The sequence below is a fragment of the Erythrobacter sp. Dej080120_24 genome (assembly GCF_036322605.1).
GTDB classification, from domain to species: domain Bacteria; phylum Pseudomonadota; class Alphaproteobacteria; order Sphingomonadales; family Sphingomonadaceae; genus Erythrobacter; species Erythrobacter aurantius.
Genome location: NZ_AP027262.1, coordinates 44,223 through 59,704 on the forward strand (window position 1 = coordinate 44,223; position 15,482 = coordinate 59,704).

Sequence of the window (15,482 nt, forward strand, 5' to 3'; positions counted from 1 at the left end):
CCAGAGGCCCGCATGTCTTTCCTGCCCTCCAACATCAGCTTTTCGCGCCATATCCTGCCAATCCTGGCGGTTGTCGGCTTGATCGTGGCCACCCTCTACACGATTGGCAGCCTGCCCGATCGCAGCACATCCGAGCCGAAGAACCAGCCGCCCAAAGCTGCGGGTGCGCTGGCCGATGCACCACGTGTGTCCGGCTCCGGCATTGTCGAACCGGCAAGTGAAGTGATCGATATCGGTTCGGCGCTGTCCGGGCTCGTAACCGATGTCAGGGTGACTCCGGGTAATCGGGTCGAAAAGGGCCAGGTCCTGTTCCTCGTCGATGATCGAGCAGCCCGAGCAGCGCTTGCCGAAGCCAATGCCGCAATCCGCGAAGCCCGCGCCGCAATCGCCGAAGCGCAGACCGCCCGCGATACGGCTCGCCAGCAGCTCGCACTTTACGAAAGCCTTAGCGATCCGGCTGCTGTCAGCCGTTCCGAAGTAATCCGGGCAGAAGGAGAAGCGCGGGCTGCTTCCAGCCGGCTTGAACTGGCGCGGGCGCGCCTGAACGCGGCGCAGGCACGTGCCGGCAGCGCACAGACGGAACTGAACCGACTTACGGTGCGAGCGCCGATTGCCGGTGAAATCCTTGCGGTGAACATCCGACCGGGCGAGTTCGTCGCGACGCAAGGCGGAAACGGGCAACCTTTCATCCAGATGGGCGAAACCAATCCGCTGCATGTGCGCGTCGACATCGACGAAAACGAAGCCGTGCGCGTCAAACTGGGCGCACCTGCGACAATCTCTCCACGCGGAGCAGCCGAAATCCGGGTTGAAGCCAGCTTTGTCCGGGTCGAACCGCAGGTCGTCCCCAAACGCTCGCTCACCAACAGCGCAGCTGAACGGGTCGACGTGCGGGTGCTTCAGGTGATCTATGCCCTTCCGCAAACCAAGGAAGCCGAAGTCTTCCGCGTAGGGCAGCAGATCGATGCGTTCATCGCTGCCGATGCTTCCGGCGAAGAGTGATACCCATGCAGCGCCCCTCTCCTCGCTTCATCACCCTTGGCCTTTCGCTGTTCCTAGCGGCTTGCGCGGCAGGCCCTGCACCTGAAGTGGCAACGCCGCCGCCAGTCTTGCCGGACGCGTTCTACTATCAGCCTGACAGTTCGACAGGGGCGGCGCTTGATGCCCTGCTTCCTCGGAATGATCCCGCTTTTGCCAGCCTTTCGCAGGCTGCGATCTCGGGTGCGCCGAGCCTTGCCGAAGCTCTCGCCCGGATCGAAGCCGCTCGTGCCGGGGCGGCGCGCGCCGGAGCCGAACGCCTCCCGAACTTATCGGCTCAGGGCACCGTCACCGAAAACAGGATCAACACCGCGCAGTTCGGGCAAGCGGGCCAGCAGGGCTTCATTCCCGAGGTGCAGACATCCTATGGCGCCAACATCGTAGCCAGCTGGGATGCCGACATTTTCGGCAGGCTCAAGGCGCAGGAACGCGCAGCTCTTGCCCGGATTGACGCGGCCAATGCATCGGCGGCGGCTGTTCGCATTGCATTGATTTCTGAAATCGCAGGCAGCGTGATTGACTGGCGTGTGCTGAGTGCCCGCGCAGCGGCAATTCAGGACGACGTGCTGGCCGCGCGGCAATTGGCTGATCTGGCGCGCAGCCGCGAAGATGCCGGGATCGCGCCCGGATTTGACAGGGTTCGCGCCGAAGCAGCAGCAAGCGCTTCGAAATCGCGCCTTGCCGCGCTTGATAGCGAGAAAGTGCGGATCATCGGGCGGCTGATAACGCTGACCGGGCTGAGCGGATCGCAAGTCAATGCGGCGCTGGCACAGGTCGGTGAGCCCATGGCAACCGGGGTGACGCCGGCTGCGCTGCCTTCCGATCTGTTGACCAACCGCCCGGATGTGATTGCCGCCGCCGCGCAACTCGCCGCCACCGATGCAGAGCTTGCTGCAACTGCCCGCTCCCGCTTCCCCCGCCTCACGCTTTCTGCCGTACTTGGATTGTTGGCTTTCGATCCTGAAGACCTGTTCGATAGCGATTCATTCGTCAGCACGCTGACTGCGGGGATTGCCGGCCCCTTGCTGGACTTTGGCAGGATCGAAGCGGAGATCGACGGTGCGGCTGCGCAGAAGAAGATCGCGTTTCAGGCCTATCGCAGAGCGGTGTTTCAGGCGCTTGGCGATGCAGAGGCCGCCTATGGCCTGATCGCCGCAGCAGACCATGAGGCCGCGCTTGCCACTGCCGAGCGTGATCAGTTACAGCGCGCAGCCAGCCTTGCGAACGACCGGTTCCGTGCAGGGCTTGCGAGCTTCCTCGAAGTGCTCGAAGCGCGCCGTGCCGCAGATGCCAGCGGAGAGCGTGCGGCAGCCGCGATCGGAAGGGCGCAGCGGGCACGGGTGTTGTTGTGGCAATCGCTTGGCGGCGATGCGCCAGCGACAGAGCCAGAGGCAGGTTAACCGATCACCCGCTCGATCAGCCAGAAGCTGCCGATGGTGCCGATCGCATAAGTGGCGATCTTCAATGCAGGATTTTCCGCAACCGGCACGGTCCGGCGCATCAGTGCCAGCAGCGCGATTACTCCGGCGACGACCAGCAACTGCCCCGCTTCGACACCGAGGTTGAACGCCAGCAGCGCGGGCACCACTTCCCCTTGTGGCAAGCCAATATCGGCAAGCGCACCGGCAAAGCCGAAGCCGTGGAACAGGCCGAAGGCGAAAGCGACCACCCATGGGAAGCGCCGGGTGAAGGTGCGCCTTTCAGGATCGCGCAGCACAAGCGCAACTTCGACTGCGAGAAACACTATCGACAATGCGATGATGGCCTCGACCGGTCGGCTTGGAAGACCGGTGTAACCGAGGCTTGTCGCAACCAGAGTTATCGAATGGGCCACGGTAAAAGCGGTGGCGGCCTTCACCACCTCCCAAGGTGCGCGCACCAGCAACACCAAAGCGATCACAAACAGCAGGTGATCCCAGCCGAAAAGGATGTGCTCGGCTCCGATGACGAAATAGTCCCGCAACACCTGCCATGTGCCCGTTTGCGCGAGGATGGTCGCCGTCGGTGCATCGGAAGTAAGGCGGAAACTCTGCACTGGCCGTTCAAGGGGCACCAGCCGCGCAATCGCGTCAGAATTGCCGAGCAACTCGCTCAGGCCGAATGCTTCGCCGGCAAGATCGCCCTCGCAGCGGAGTTCCTGCCGCCCTTGCACTGTGAGCGCAGTGGCCCGTTGGGCGGGATCGCCTATCGGTTCGCAGGCTTCGGGGTAAACGGGAGAGGCGACAGGCAGTGCGCCCTGTCCGCGCGATACCGTGACGGGCAGCTTCCACTCCATCACCCATCGGTCAGCCTCTCTCTCGACCATTTCGAGGACGGCAGGGCGCAGTTCATCCGCATTCAGGGGAATGGCGACGGCCGCAAAAAGGATCGTCAGCAAGGCTCGCAGCGCGTGTCTCACCTCGCAATGTCGACCCGGTAGGCGCTGCGGAGAATTTCGTATGCGCGCTGTTTGCGCTGTTCGATCTGGGCGTTGCGCCAATCGTTTTCGACCCGGTCGCGCACTGTATCGAAATCAGCCGCAACGGGTTTGCGGCTTTGCAGGCGGACCAGGTGCCAGCCAAAGCCGGAAGGCACAGGCCCCTGCCATTGCGCGCTCTGATCCAGCGCCGCCAGACCGCGTGCGAATTGCTCACCGAAACGAATCTGGATTTCGGCAAGACGTTCATTCTCGACGCGGCGCGGAAGGCTGATCGGCTCGCCTGTCTCCTCACCACCGTTCGCACGCGACATGGCATTGCGGGCCGCCGCTTCGCTGGAGAAATAGGCCTGCTCGAAACTGACCGACAACGCATCGGCATATCGACTGGCGTTTTCCTCGAAAAAGGCACGCAGTTCTGGCTCATCCGGATCCGCCACTTCGGCGGCGGCACTCGCGGACATGTCCATCTTTGCGACAAGCCGCTGGCGCACCACCGCATCGCCCTGATCCAGACCCAGTCGCAAGGCTTCCCGATAGAGCACTTCCTCGCGCACATATCGTTCTATCCGCGCGTCAAGCTCTGCGTCGGTCGGCGCGCGACCCATCACCCGCTCGAAGCCCAGCGCAAGCTGCGCTTTCTGATCCGCATCCACGCTGATCATGCGTGAAGCCGGATCAACGGGCGTCCCGCCCCATGTGAGCGCGAGATAGACCAGCGCCCCGAGCCCGATGAAGTGGACCAGCGGTTCGCGGGCCCAGTCAGGTAGCTTCACGTTGCCCCCGCACCCTTGGGCTTGAGCCAGATCGGCGAGGTATAGGCACGCTCCTGCGCGACGGCATCTTCCAGCGCATCGCCCGTCAACTCGAAACCAAACCGCACCGCATCGAACAGCGTCCAGCGCGGTGTCGGGATCTCGATCACCCGCACATAATAGAACGCCCGCTGTCCAGCAGCATAATCGGGATCGGTCCAGGTAGTGCGCAATTCGGGAGCGCCGATGGTGTTGGCATAGGTCGCATCCGCCCTGTTGACGGTATCGCCCACCGGAGTCAGCCCGCGCGCGGTGCGGGGCCGCTTGTCCATGTCGCTCCACACGACATCATAGACCCGCTCCTGCATCGCGCCGCTGGCATCGACCCAGCCCTTTACCACCTGCGCCCGGTCCAGATTGGCACCGTCAGGGTCCTTCAGCGCGCTGATCAGGAACGTCGGTGCCGTGCCCGCATCGGTCAGTTCGCCTCCCATTGGCACACCGCGGGTGTAGCCGGCCCGCACCCAATCGCCATCCCAGTCGCTCGCCGAAAAATCGAAGCCGCCGAATACCCGCACACTCATGCGCGGGCCGGTGGTGGCGTAAACTTCACGCCGCTTGAAGGCATCGAAGATTTCCGCACGGGTGTTGCCGCGCGCCCAGGCGGCGGCATAGCCCCCGGCGAGATAATGCCAGCCGAACCGCCCCTCACGCGTGCCGAGGTTCTGCGGCTCCATCGCCCTGCCCTGATTGGCGGGTTCGTTGCCTGTGTGTTTACCGAAAAAGTTGTCTTCGTCGCCGGAAGCCAGCGCCGTGTGGCTGTCTGTCGACCCGATCATGCCGAACGCATAGGGGTTCACACCCAGTTGCTGTTCCAGCGAGAGCCCACGCAACAGCGCAGAGCGGGCGTATGAACCGGCATACATGTCAGGAGTGCTGCGAAGGGTAAGCGGGAGGTTGCCCAGTTCCCACCCTTTGACGCCGAAACCGGCCATTTCGTCATTGGGAGAAAGGAAGGGATGGGTTTCCCCGTCGCCCTTGATCTGGGTGACTTCGACCACCGGCTCCGCCTTGGCCCGCCTTGCGGCGTATTCTGCCGTCATCGGCGAACCGTCGGGCATAGTCATTTCGAACATCAACCCGTTCGAAAGATTGCCGTTGTGCGGAATCGCCAAGACATTGCCGCCGGTCTCCTTTTCATAGGAGGCCATGTATTCCCACAGCTGCTGCACATCCGCGTCAATCCCGCCGAACGGCAGGATTTTGCGGGTCTTGTCGCTGCCATCGCGGAACATCACGACGCGGTGCAGGTTGTTGCCGTCCGGCATCAGGGTCCATTCGAAGCCTGCAAAGGCGGTAAAGACACCGGGCTCATTGTAGCGATCGAGCAGGCCAATCTGGGTGTTCCAGATGTCTTCCGTCCCTTCCCGCGCCTGCTCGGGATCGCTGAAGGATTCGGGCAAGGTTCCGTTAGCAGCCGCAGTGATCAGTTCGGCGATGGCTTGCTGCGACCCTTCTGGCCCTTCGTGCATCAGGTCATACCAGCGCAGGACGGTTTCGTCGCCGATCACCCAATCGACATACCAGCGCGGTGCATCGTACAGCCTGCGGGTCGCCCCCAGCCCGTCGGAATGGTCTGCGATGACGAGAAAATCGAGCGGTCTGGAAAGCCGGGCCTTTGCCCCCGTCGTGGCGGTGACTTCCTCACCCCGAGCAAACCGCAGCGCATCCTCCGGCCCCAGCCTCACGCCAAATCCGAAAGCGTCGATCGAATTGTCGGTGTGGAGATGCGTGTCGCCCCAATAGGGACGATCGGGAAACTCGGCGAGTTCGATCGTATTTTCGCCATCACCGGTTTGAGCCGGATCCAGCACCGCATCGCCGCTGCATCCTGCTACCGCAATCGTCATCAGGCTTGCCGCAGCGAGCCCAACCCATGACTTGTGCATGGTTTCCCTCCCTATTTCTCCCGAACCGGAGTGTGCGCGGGCTTTGCCCGGCTCGTCAAGCTAACCTTTGCGTTGCAACAGGGCCGAGCGTTCGCAGCGGCACACCACCTGGTCACGCTGATTGAGCAGTTCGTGCGTGAAGGTGACGATCCCGGCATCGGGTCGCGAATTGCTGGCACGCAATTCCTTGACCACGCTGCGCGCATGCAAGGTATCACCGATAAACACCGGCTTGGGCGTCACCACCTTGTCAAACCCCAGGTTCGCCACCAGCGTACCCAGCGTCGTGTCCCCCACCGACAGCCCCACAAGCAGAGCGAAGGTGAAAGTCGAATTGACGAGAATTTGGCCAAACCCGCTTGCCTTTGCCGCCTCCACATCAAGGTGCAGAGGCTGCGGGTTGTGCGTCATGGTGGAGAACAGCAGATTGTCCGTCTCCGTAACGGTGCGGCGGATTTCGTGCTCGATCGCATCGCCGACCTGCCACTCATCAAAATACCGGCCTGCCATCGTTCAATCCTTCGACCAGCCGGCGACGATTTCAGCACCATCATTCCGGCTCGACCGCACAGACCCCGGCGTGCGGCTGAACCGCGGAGCAGGGGCAGTGTGCCATGCGCCATCATGCTCGACATAGGCACCGCGCGCTTTCATGTGCGGGTGCTCGCGTGCTTCGTCCAATGTCAGCACAGGGGCAAAACAGGCGTCGCTGCCTTCCAGCAGTTCGACCCATTCGGCCTGCGGACGTGTCTTGAACAAGGCAGCAAGCTGTTCGGCATAGTCATCCCAGTTTGCGGGGTTCATCTGCGCCTGCGCCAATTCGGCGGGCGCGCCGGACTTGGCCAGCAGTTCGGCATAGAATTGCGGCTCGATCGCACCAACCGACACCTCCTTGCCATCGGCACATTCGAAACAGCGATAGAAATGCGCCGCTCCGCCGAGCATGCCCTTGCCGCGCTCGGTAGAAAGGAATGGCTTGTCGCGGACGCCGAAGAAGAAGCTCATCAGGCTGGTCGCGCCATCGACGATGGCCGCGTCCACCACCTGACCTTTCCCCGATTGCGATCGCTCATACAGCGCGGCCATGATGCCGAAAGCGCAATACATGGAGCCGCCGCCGAAATCGCCGACCAGATTCTGCGGCGGGGTCGCGGTTTCACCTGCCTTGCCGACTGCGGCAAGCGCGCCGGTGATCGCGATGTAGTTGATGTCGTGGCCTGCAGCGTGGGCGAGCGGCCCGTCCTGTCCCCATCCCGTCATGCGAGCGTAGACGAGGCGCGGGTTGAGCGCGAGCAGTTCGTCAGGCCCAAGCCCGAGACGCTCCATCACGCCGGGCCTGAATCCTTCGATCAAAACGTCGGCTTTGGCCGCGGCATCACGGCAAAATGCCTTGCCTTCATCGCTTTTGAGATCAACCTCGGCGCGGTGCCGCGCACGCTCTACCACGGGGTTCGAAACACCGCTGCCGGGGCGATCAATACGCACCACGTCGGCACCCAGATCAGCCAAGAGCATGGCCACATGCGGCCCCGGTCCGATCCCTGAAAACTCGATCACCTTGAGCCCTGCAAGCGGGCCGGATTTCTCACTCATTACCTGACTCTCCCTTTGCCGCCTCTGTGCCGCCGCAGCCGGCCAAGGGCAAGAGGTTCACCGGCGCAATTGACACTTCGCGGACAGCAGCAATAGAGGCTGGGTCGCGAACCGTCCGGCAGGGGACCTCGACCCAATATGACAAAACCCCGGCGCAAAGTGCTCGCTGTCGCATCGGGCGGCGGGCATTGGGAGCAGTTCATGCTACTTCGCCCGACGCTGGAGGAATATGACCTGCGCTTTGCCACGACCGAGGCAGAGATAGCCCGCCAGCGCGGGATTACTGATGTCGACACTCTGCCGGATTGCAACCAAAACCGCCCGATCCGATCAGCCCTTTGCGGCATTGTCGCGCTGTGGGTGGTACTGACGCATCGCCCGCATGTGGTTCTCTCCACCGGTGCCGCACCGGGCTTTTTCTGCCTTATGGCTGGCCGGTTGATCGGCGCGCGGACATTGTGGATCGACAGCGTGGCTTATGGCGAACAGCTTTCAATGTGCGGCAGGCTTTCGCGCAGCCTTGCGCATGAATGCCTGAAGCAGTGGCCCGATCTGGCCGATGACCCAAAGGTCAAATATCGCGGAGCGGTGCCCTGATCCTTGTCACCGTAGGCATGCAGTTGGGTCTTGATCGCCTGATCAGGGCGATGGACGAACTGGCGCCTTCGCTGGGGATGGAAGTGATCGCACAGATCGGCAAGGGCAACTACTCCCTCGTCAACATGACGGCGCGTGAATAGATCGGCTCAGGTCAATTCGAAGGGCTGATTCAGTGCAGCCGACTGATCGTCAGCTACGCCGGATGCATCGTCCAGCCACTAGCGGGAGATCCTGACATGATCGCACGCGTCGTCTGGATCGCCACGCTCGCGATCGTGGCTGTGAAAATCGCCGGGCTTCAGCTTGACCGGCAAACACGCAGGACAAGCGCGATTGCCCAAGGTGTGCCCGAGCTGTTTCGTTCAGCCGCGCAGTTTCCGATCGCTGCCAACGCGCTGGCAGGCCCGGACCCAGTTCTGGCGCTTTCGGAAGCGGAAAAGCTGGTTTCACGCCGACCCATGCCCGCCGAACATCTTCGAGTGTTGGCACAAGCACAGTTTGCAGCAGGCGAGTACAATCAGGGTACGCTGACGATCCAGTATGCCGCGCTGTTCCTTCGCCGCGATACACGCGACGAATTGCTGGAAGAATTCGGTCGCGAAGTTCTTGCCGAACCCGAAGGGGCTGGTCGTACGACTCTGGTCGACATCGTCAGCGGAGGCGAACGGTGGCACAACCAGTTCATGAATCGCGGGGCACGGGTCATGCCGCCCGATGCCTTCGCAGAAATTGTCCGCTCCACAATTGCGCAAGGCGCTCGCTACGACTGCGGTTTACTGGAGCAGGCCGGGCGCGCGGTATCCGCGCGTGACGAGGCTATCGGCGCCAGCTTTGCCGAGATCGTTGACGATCAGTGCCAGGCATTAGCGCCCTTTGAATTGCGGCTTTCGCTTTTCAAGGATGGCGTGAACTGCCTCCTGATGGTCTTCCATCTGCTGCAATACGCCTTGGGTAATCGCCGCTTTGGCAAGGCTGTCTTCCAGACCCATGCGCTGAGCCGAAAGCATGATCTCCTTGCCCTTGCGAAGGGCGAATGGCGGATTTGAGACGACCTTTGCGGCAAGGCGGTTCGCCGCATCCATCAGGTCGTCAGGCTCCACCACCTGGCTGACAAGCCCCCAGGCCAGCGCCTTGTCCGCATCGATCGCTTCGGCGGTGTAAAGCATTTCCGCTGCACGTGCGTATCCGACGATGCGCGGCAGGAACCATGCGCCGCCATCGCCCGGGATGATCCCGACTTTCAGGAAGCTCTCGGCAAAAACCGCACGGGTCGAAGCGATCCGCATGTCGCACATGGTCGCCAGATCGTTGCCGGCGCCGATCGCCGGGCCGTTAACGGCGGCGATCACGGGAACGGTAAGCTGCTCCATCATCAACGGGATGCGCTGGATACCGGTGGTGTACCACTCCTCGATCTCAAGGGGGGTCATACCCTTTTCGGCAGTCATGGCACCGATATCGCGCAGGTTGCCGCCCGAAGAAAATGCCTTGCCCGCCCCTGTCAGGATGACGCAACTGATCGACTTGTCGCCTTCGGCCCGCGCGAGCGCGTCAAGCAGCGCGGCAATCACTTCATCCGACAACGCGTTGCGCGTCTCATCACGGTTCAGCGTGATCGTGGCGACGCTGCCTTCGCAGGCGTAGAGAACGGGATCGGACATAAGTGTCTCCTAAATGGGTTGGCTGATGCGCGGCCAGAGGCACGGGGCAGGATGGGCAAGGACCGACTTCCCGAGCAATTCGGCCCACTCCGTTTCGCTGCCGAATTCGTCCTGCCATTGCCATAGCCGCCGGGTGTAGCGACCCAGCGCGTATTCGCGGGTGAAACCCATGGCTCCATGCGCCTGATGCGCGGCAGCTGCGACACGCGAGGCTGCCTCGCCGCATCGGGTCTTGGCAATAGCGATCTCGTCGATCACGCGCGGACCAACCTCGACATCTGCGCAAAGCGCATCCCCCGCCATCTCGACAGCCGCCATCGCCGCGGCGGTTTCACAAGCGATATCGGAAAGATGGTGCTGGATCGCCTGAAACTTGGCCAAGGGCCGTCCGAACTGTTCACGGTCACGGGTGTAGTCAAGGCTGAGGCCGAGCACCGCCTCCATCGCACCTGCCATCTGGCTAGCCCTAATCAAGGCAGCAAGCGCGCGAAAAGCGTCCGGTATGAGCCATTCAGGCGCAGCACAATCAACAAGAACACCGGCTGGCTGGCGCAAAAGTCTCCCCGCGCCATCCTCCGCCTGATGCACCGGCCGAATGTCACCTCTTTCGATCCGCATTAAGCGCAGTCTGCCGTCTTCAAGGGAAAGCACGGCGTCGATCTGGCTGGCATGAGCAATCGGAGCATCGGGAGCAAGCGGGTCGATCAATCCGATCCGCAATGCCGGTGGCTGCTGACCTGCTGCTGATAATAGTCCGGTTGCAAGAATGGTATCGGCCAACGGGGTCGCAGCCGCATGCCGCGCCGCGAGTGCCGCCAGCGGCAGGATGTCGGCCAGTGCAGCGCCGGACCCGCCATGCCCCTCGCTTGCGCAGAGCAGGATGTATCCGCTCTCCTCCAGCGTCTGCCAAAGGGCATCGGCTTCAGGCCCAAGCCCTCCGGCCTTGTCGATTGCGTCGAGCGGGGCATCGGTCAGAATTCGATCGAGCCCCTCTGCGATCATCGCGAAGTCATCCCGGTCCATCACCGCATCCCCATTTCACGGGCAATGATACCACGCAGGATTTCGGTGGTGCCCCCACGCAGGGTATTTGACGGGAGGTGGAGAATCGCCTCTCGCAACAAACCGTTGAAACCATCGGGCCATTCGTTTCTGGGTATCCCCGTAAGCATGCCACGAAGCCGCTGGACGATGTCATTTTCCAGCCGGTTGCCCATTTCCTTTACCACGCACGCAGCGGTCGCCGGGCTTTCGCCGCGCTCCAGCATCTCCGCCACGCCCAGTGACATGCGCCGCAGCACGCGCAGATTGGCGAGGATCGATCCAACCTCTATCGCGCGCCGTGCATCGGCATGGGCCGCAATCAACGGCAGCGCCTTTTCCAGCACCACAAGCGATGTCAGGAACCGCTCCGGCCCGGATCGCTCCAGCGCCAGTTCGCCCATGCATTGCGCCCAGCCATTGCCTTCGGTGCCCAACAGTGCGTCTTCGGGAAGTTCGACATTGTCGAACAAAGTCTCGTTGAAATGCGGTGTTCCACCCAGATCGCGGATGCCGGAAATATCGATGCCGGGAAGCGAGAGGTCGACGAGGAATTGCGACAGGCCCACTTGCCGGTTGCGCCCTTCGGCCGGGGAGGTTCGCGCAAGGACGATCATGTAGTGCGAGAAATGCGCCCCGGTGGACCAGATCTTGCGGCCCGACAGGACCCAGCCATTATCGGTGCGACGGGCAGAAGTCTTGATCGCCGCGAGGTCTGATCCCGCTTGCGGCTCGCTCATCCCGATTGCGGTGAAGCATTCCCCCGCAGCAATCCGGGGCAGGATCGTCTGTCTTTGCTCCTGCGTGCCATAGCGCAAGATATGGCTGCCCGTCTGGCGATCAGCGATCCAGTGCGCAGCGACGGGCGCACCTGCCGCGAGCATCTCCTCGGTCACAACAAAGCGGTGCGCGACGGGACGATCATGCCCGCCAAATTCCGAGGGCCAGGTCATGCCGAGCCAGCCACGCGCGCCCATCTTGCGACTGAATTCGGGATCGGCAGCAGAAACCCAGCAATCCGCAGCCGGGGTGAAACCGCCGCTTTGAAGCTCGTCGGCAAGAAAGCCGCGAACCTCTTCCCGCAGGGCATCTGCGGAAGGATCGAATTCGAGACGAGGGAATTGGAACATGGGCGCGGATAATTTCCTGATTGCTCGCTAGCTCATGCCGTATTGCCACGCAAACCGCAGGTTTCCAGCCGCATATTTGGGAGTGCGAAGCCTATGCGAGCGATGCGAGATGCGCTTTCGCCTCCGCAAGGCTGACGACATCGCCATATTTGGAATTCATGTCGAACAGGTTGGCCTGGTGGACATGATCATGCCGATCGCTCACCGCTTCCTCCACCACAATCGGGATGAAGCCGTTCTGGCAGGCATCGACGCAAGTGGCGCGCACGCATCCGCTGGTGGAAAGCCCGGTGATGATCAGGCTGTCATGCCCGCCCGCAGTGAGGGTTGCGGCCAGAGACGTACCGAAGAAGCAGCTGGCGTATTGCTTGGAGATTACCAGCTCGTCTTCTGCCGGCACCAACCCTTCGGGCCAGTCACCCAAAGGATTGCCGCGTACAAAGCTCGAAAGTGCACCGATCTTTTGCGCGAACCGCCCACCATCCTTCATGGAAGGGTGATAGACGACATTGGTGTAGATCACAGGCACCCCGGCCTCACGCGCCACCGCCCTTAGGGCAAGCGCCGCGTCGAGAGCCGGGCGTACATCGGCATACAAGGGACTGCCGGGCGCGAAATACGCCTCGACAAAATCTATCAGGATCAGGGCCGGCCGCTGGCCGAACCCGATCCGTCCATCGAAGACGCCAGCGTAGTTGCTCCGTACGTCTTCATTATTGCTCACCCGAAGAGCTCCCTTTTGCAGACTGCCTCAGAACTTGTAGCCGAATTCCACTCCCAACCGGCGACGCGCGCCGGGCGAGATGAACGATCCGCCAAACTCGATAGCCGGAATGACCTCGTTCAGATACTCGCGATTGAGCAGGTTGTCGGCGAATGCGGTGATGTTCCACGTTTCGCCTTCAAGCCCGACCCTGAGATCAAGCACGCCAAAGGCTTCACGCTCGGTGATCGAATAGTCGGCATCACCCACAAAAGCCGGCAGCCCGAGCGCCGAACCCGGCAACAGACCGCTGAACAAAGTCGGCGAGGTGTTGTTCTGGACCGTATGGAACCACGTGGGGCCGGTAATCCGGTAGTCGGCACGCACAACCAGATCGAACGAATCCGCCAGCGGTGCCTCGATCTGAGTGCCCATGTTGATGGTGTAGTCCGACGTGTACGGGGATTCGTTGCCGACCGTGTTCGGGCGCGAAGCGTTCGCCTTGATCTCGCTTTCGGTCACGTTGGCCGAACCGTAGATGTCCCAGCCCGGAATGATCTCGAACGTCAGGTTGGCTTCCGCACCGTAGACTTCGACTTCGTCGATGTTCGAAACCACGCGCAGCAGGCCGAACGCGCCGACAAAGAATTCGAAGAACTGCATGTCGTCGATTTCGGTGTAATAACCCGCCAGATCGAAGGTCAGGCGGCCACCGGCGGTCGAACCCTTGATCCCGGCCTCGAAAGCGCTCGAGCGTTCCTTGCGATAGATATCCTCGATCAGGACGTTGGTGCCAATGAACTGGTTGAAGTTCTGATCGACGATCGCGGCTGAGCCCTGGTTGTTGAACCCGCCCGATTTGAAGCCGATGCCCCAGTTGGCGTAGAAGTTCACATCGTCGGCCAGTTCATAACGCAGCGAAATCTTCGGCTGGAATTGCTTGAAGGTTTCGGACTGGTCGGCAATCGGCTGGACCACACCGCCCACGACCTGCTGGCCCGGATTGATCGGGCCGCCGGTGAAGGGATCGAAAACGGTCGGGACGAGATTGCGCGCCGAGCGCTCTTCGACGTCATAACGGCCCGCAACTCCGATTTCGAAACGGTCGGTTACTTCGAAATCGACCGAGGCGAAAGCCGCATAGACATCAGTCGAAAAATCATCGTTGAACAGCTGCGTTGTGGGGTTCGCGGAATCCGGCGCATTGTAAAGCTGCGAGATTACACCCTGCCCCAGATCGGCACCAAGGCTCACGCCGGTTTCGCGATCGATGTGCAGATAATAGGCTCCGATCTGCCACTCGACCGGCCCGCTGCCATTCGACGCAAGCCGGATTTCCGCGCTGATATCGGTCTGCTCACGGCTTTGGTATTGGGTCCCATCGCACGTTGTCGGGCTGTAAGGCCCGAACGTCGATCCGGTTGCCGGATCGAAGATGAACGGGATCGGCGTCTGGCCGATAAAGGTGGGCGCGTTAATCGGGAAGCCAGTGAGTTGTGCGGTCGTGCCAAAGCACGAGTTTGACGCCGCGACCGAAGCCGGAGTGGCTCCGGGGAAAGTGAACCTTGCAAAGTCCGCCGACGTACCGTCAGCAGTCAACGCCTGATCGACATCACTGTAAAGAGCCCACGCCGTCAGAGTGACGTCGCCAAAGTCATGCTCAACCTTGGCCGAAGCCTCGAAGGTGGTTTGATCGTTTGTCGGGCGGATGTTCGAGTAGTAGTCGAACGGATGCTGGTTCACGTCCTCGAAGAACGCCGGATCGACCCCTGCAAAATTCGGCAGGTGGAAGGCTGCGTTGAAGTTGATCGACGCGCCGGAAAGGTCGGCATAGCGTGCTTTCAGATCCAGCTCGGTGTTCGGGCCCAGATCTGCAACGAAGCGCCCATCAATCGACCAGATTTCCTGATCATCGACGACCTTATCATTGAGGAAACGGTTGAAGAAGAAACCGTCGCTGGTGAAGTAGCTGCCGGACAGGACCAGCCCCGCCCCTTCGCCGATTGGCGTCGAGATATAGCCGTTGGCGCTGTAGGTGTTGTCTTCGGCGACCCTCGCGACAACGCCACCTTCGAGAAAGTCACCCGGCTTGAGCGTCTGCACGACGATCGCGCCTGCGGCAGCGTTACGGCCATAAAGCGCCCCCTGTGGACCTTTCAGGATTTCGATCTGGCGCAGCGTGCCCTGATCCTGGTTCAGCTGCGCTGTGTTGGTCTTGAGGATACCGTCGACCACCAGCGCGACCGAGCTTTCCGCGTCGCGCGCGCCGTTGATGCCGCGAATGTTGATCTGGGTGTCGCCCGCTTCGGCGGTGCCCGTGACGATGGTGACGCCGGGTGTCAGCTGCACGAATTCGTCAGCGCGCTCGATCCCGGCCCGCTGGAGCGTTTCGGTGGTGAACACGGTCACGGCGGCAGGAACTTCTGCCAATGTTTCAGACTGCCGGCGGGCTGTAACGATGATGGCGTTATCGCCTTCCTGCGCGGTTTCGCCGGCCTCGTTGTCCTGCGCATGCACAGGAGCGGTGGCTGCAAGCGCGGCAACTGCTGCGCCGCAAACGAGGGTGGTCTTGGATATTTTCATTGCCTGGTCCTTC

14 protein-coding genes are annotated in these 15,482 nt (G+C 61.8%); 4 read left to right on the forward strand and 10 right to left on the reverse strand.

The window, feature by feature from the left end:
- Positions 1-12: 12 nt before the first annotated feature.
- Both AABA34_RS00245 and AABA34_RS00250 read left to right on the forward strand, forming a co-directional pair.
- Positions 13-1,002, forward strand: a complete 990-nt coding sequence (locus AABA34_RS00245; RefSeq protein WP_338303432.1) for an efflux RND transporter periplasmic adaptor subunit — start codon at positions 13-15, stop codon at positions 1,000-1,002.
- Positions 1,003-1,007: 5 nt separating this feature from the next.
- Positions 1,008-2,438, forward strand: a complete 1,431-nt coding sequence (locus AABA34_RS00250; protein WP_338303433.1) for an efflux transporter outer membrane subunit — start codon at positions 1,008-1,010, stop codon at positions 2,436-2,438.
- Here the strand turns inward: AABA34_RS00250 and AABA34_RS00255 are convergent.
- Genes AABA34_RS00255 through AABA34_RS00275 form a run of 5 tightly spaced genes read right to left on the reverse strand, consistent with a single transcriptional unit; the run spans position 2,435 to position 7,751 of the window.
- Entirely contained in the window at positions 2,435-3,415 is a 981-nt protein-coding gene (locus tag AABA34_RS00255) for a HupE/UreJ family protein (protein WP_338303434.1), read from the reverse strand. The genes AABA34_RS00250 and AABA34_RS00255 overlap by 4 nt on opposite strands.
- Before the next feature lie 17 nt (positions 3,416-3,432).
- The gene (locus tag AABA34_RS00260) at positions 3,433-4,230 is read right to left on the reverse strand and encodes a peptidylprolyl isomerase (RefSeq protein ID WP_338303435.1); all 798 of its coding nucleotides are present in this window, start codon (positions 4,228-4,230) and stop codon (positions 3,433-3,435) included.
- Positions 4,227-6,158: a DUF3604 domain-containing protein gene (locus tag AABA34_RS00265; protein ID WP_338303436.1), complete on the reverse strand. Its 1,932-nt coding sequence runs from the start codon at positions 6,156-6,158 to the stop codon at positions 4,227-4,229. Before AABA34_RS00265 ends, AABA34_RS00260 begins: the two co-directional genes overlap by 4 nt.
- Before the next feature lie 60 nt (positions 6,159-6,218).
- Complete coding sequence (locus tag AABA34_RS00270) at positions 6,219-6,668, reverse strand: MaoC family dehydratase (protein ID WP_034955542.1); 450 nt, start codon at positions 6,666-6,668, stop codon at positions 6,219-6,221.
- A 3-nt stretch (positions 6,669-6,671) separates the two neighbouring features.
- The gene (locus tag AABA34_RS00275) at positions 6,672-7,751 is read right to left on the reverse strand and encodes a CaiB/BaiF CoA transferase family protein (RefSeq protein WP_338303437.1); all 1,080 of its coding nucleotides are present in this window, start codon (positions 7,749-7,751) and stop codon (positions 6,672-6,674) included.
- 138 nt (positions 7,752-7,889) lie between these two features.
- On the opposite strand from AABA34_RS00275, the gene AABA34_RS00280 reads away from it, so the two are divergent.
- Together AABA34_RS00280 and AABA34_RS00285 are read left to right on the forward strand one after the other, a co-directional pair.
- Entirely contained in the window at positions 7,890-8,348 is a 459-nt protein-coding gene (locus tag AABA34_RS00280) for a glucuronosyltransferase (RefSeq protein WP_034955545.1), read from the forward strand.
- A 17-nt stretch (positions 8,349-8,365) separates the two neighbouring features.
- A complete protein-coding gene (locus AABA34_RS00285; protein ID WP_338303438.1) occupies positions 8,366-8,491 on the forward strand; it encodes a hypothetical protein in 126 nt (41 codons plus the stop codon).
- Positions 8,492-9,214: 723 nt separating this feature from the next.
- Here the strand turns inward: AABA34_RS00285 and AABA34_RS00290 are convergent.
- From AABA34_RS00290 to AABA34_RS00310, 5 genes are all read right to left on the reverse strand, one after another.
- Complete coding sequence (locus AABA34_RS00290; RefSeq protein WP_034955546.1) at positions 9,215-10,012, reverse strand: enoyl-CoA hydratase-related protein; 798 nt, start codon at positions 10,010-10,012, stop codon at positions 9,215-9,217.
- 9 nt (positions 10,013-10,021) lie between these two features.
- Positions 10,022-11,035 carry an acyl-CoA dehydrogenase family protein gene (locus tag AABA34_RS00295; RefSeq protein WP_051700152.1) on the reverse strand — a complete coding sequence of 338 codons (1,014 nt, stop codon included), beginning with the start codon at positions 11,033-11,035 and terminating at the stop codon, positions 10,022-10,024.
- Complete coding sequence (locus tag AABA34_RS00300) at positions 11,035-12,183, reverse strand: acyl-CoA dehydrogenase family protein (RefSeq protein WP_338303439.1); 1,149 nt, start codon at positions 12,181-12,183, stop codon at positions 11,035-11,037. The genes AABA34_RS00295 and AABA34_RS00300 overlap by 1 nt, the downstream gene beginning before the upstream one ends.
- A gap of 91 nt (positions 12,184-12,274) precedes the next feature.
- Positions 12,275-12,907 (reverse strand): isochorismatase family protein, encoded by a 633-nt coding sequence (locus AABA34_RS00305; RefSeq protein WP_338303440.1) that lies wholly within the window; start codon positions 12,905-12,907, stop codon positions 12,275-12,277.
- 27 nt (positions 12,908-12,934) lie between these two features.
- Complete coding sequence (locus tag AABA34_RS00310) at positions 12,935-15,469, reverse strand: TonB-dependent receptor (protein ID WP_338303441.1); 2,535 nt, start codon at positions 15,467-15,469, stop codon at positions 12,935-12,937.
- Positions 15,470-15,482 lie beyond the last annotated feature (13 nt).

Bases quoted from the DNA above. Each gene is read 5' to 3' on its own strand.
- AABA34_RS00245 (WP_338303432.1), top strand. From the start codon at position 13: ATGTCTTTCCTGCCCTCCAACATCAGCTTTTCGCGCCATATCCTGCCA.
- AABA34_RS00250 (WP_338303433.1), top strand. From the start codon at position 1,008: ATGCAGCGCCCCTCTCCTCGCTTCATCACCCTTGGCCTTTCGCTGTTC.
- AABA34_RS00265 (WP_338303436.1), bottom strand. From the start codon at position 6,158: ATGCACAAGTCATGGGTTGGGCTCGCTGCGGCAAGCCTGATGACGATT.
- AABA34_RS00270 (WP_034955542.1), bottom strand. From the start codon at position 6,668: ATGGCAGGCCGGTATTTTGATGAGTGGCAGGTCGGCGATGCGATCGAG.
- AABA34_RS00275 (WP_338303437.1), bottom strand. From the start codon at position 7,751: ATGAGTGAGAAATCCGGCCCGCTTGCAGGGCTCAAGGTGATCGAGTTT.
- AABA34_RS00280 (WP_034955545.1), top strand. From the start codon at position 7,890: ATGACAAAACCCCGGCGCAAAGTGCTCGCTGTCGCATCGGGCGGCGGG.
- AABA34_RS00285 (WP_338303438.1), top strand. From the start codon at position 8,366: ATGCAGTTGGGTCTTGATCGCCTGATCAGGGCGATGGACGAACTGGCG.
- AABA34_RS00290 (WP_034955546.1), bottom strand. From the start codon at position 10,012: ATGTCCGATCCCGTTCTCTACGCCTGCGAAGGCAGCGTCGCCACGATC.
- AABA34_RS00295 (WP_051700152.1), bottom strand. From the start codon at position 11,035: ATGGACCGGGATGACTTCGCGATGATCGCAGAGGGGCTCGATCGAATT.
- AABA34_RS00300 (WP_338303439.1), bottom strand. From the start codon at position 12,183: ATGTTCCAATTCCCTCGTCTCGAATTCGATCCTTCCGCAGATGCCCTG.
- AABA34_RS00310 (WP_338303441.1), bottom strand. From the start codon at position 15,469: ATGAAAATATCCAAGACCACCCTCGTTTGCGGCGCAGCAGTTGCCGCG.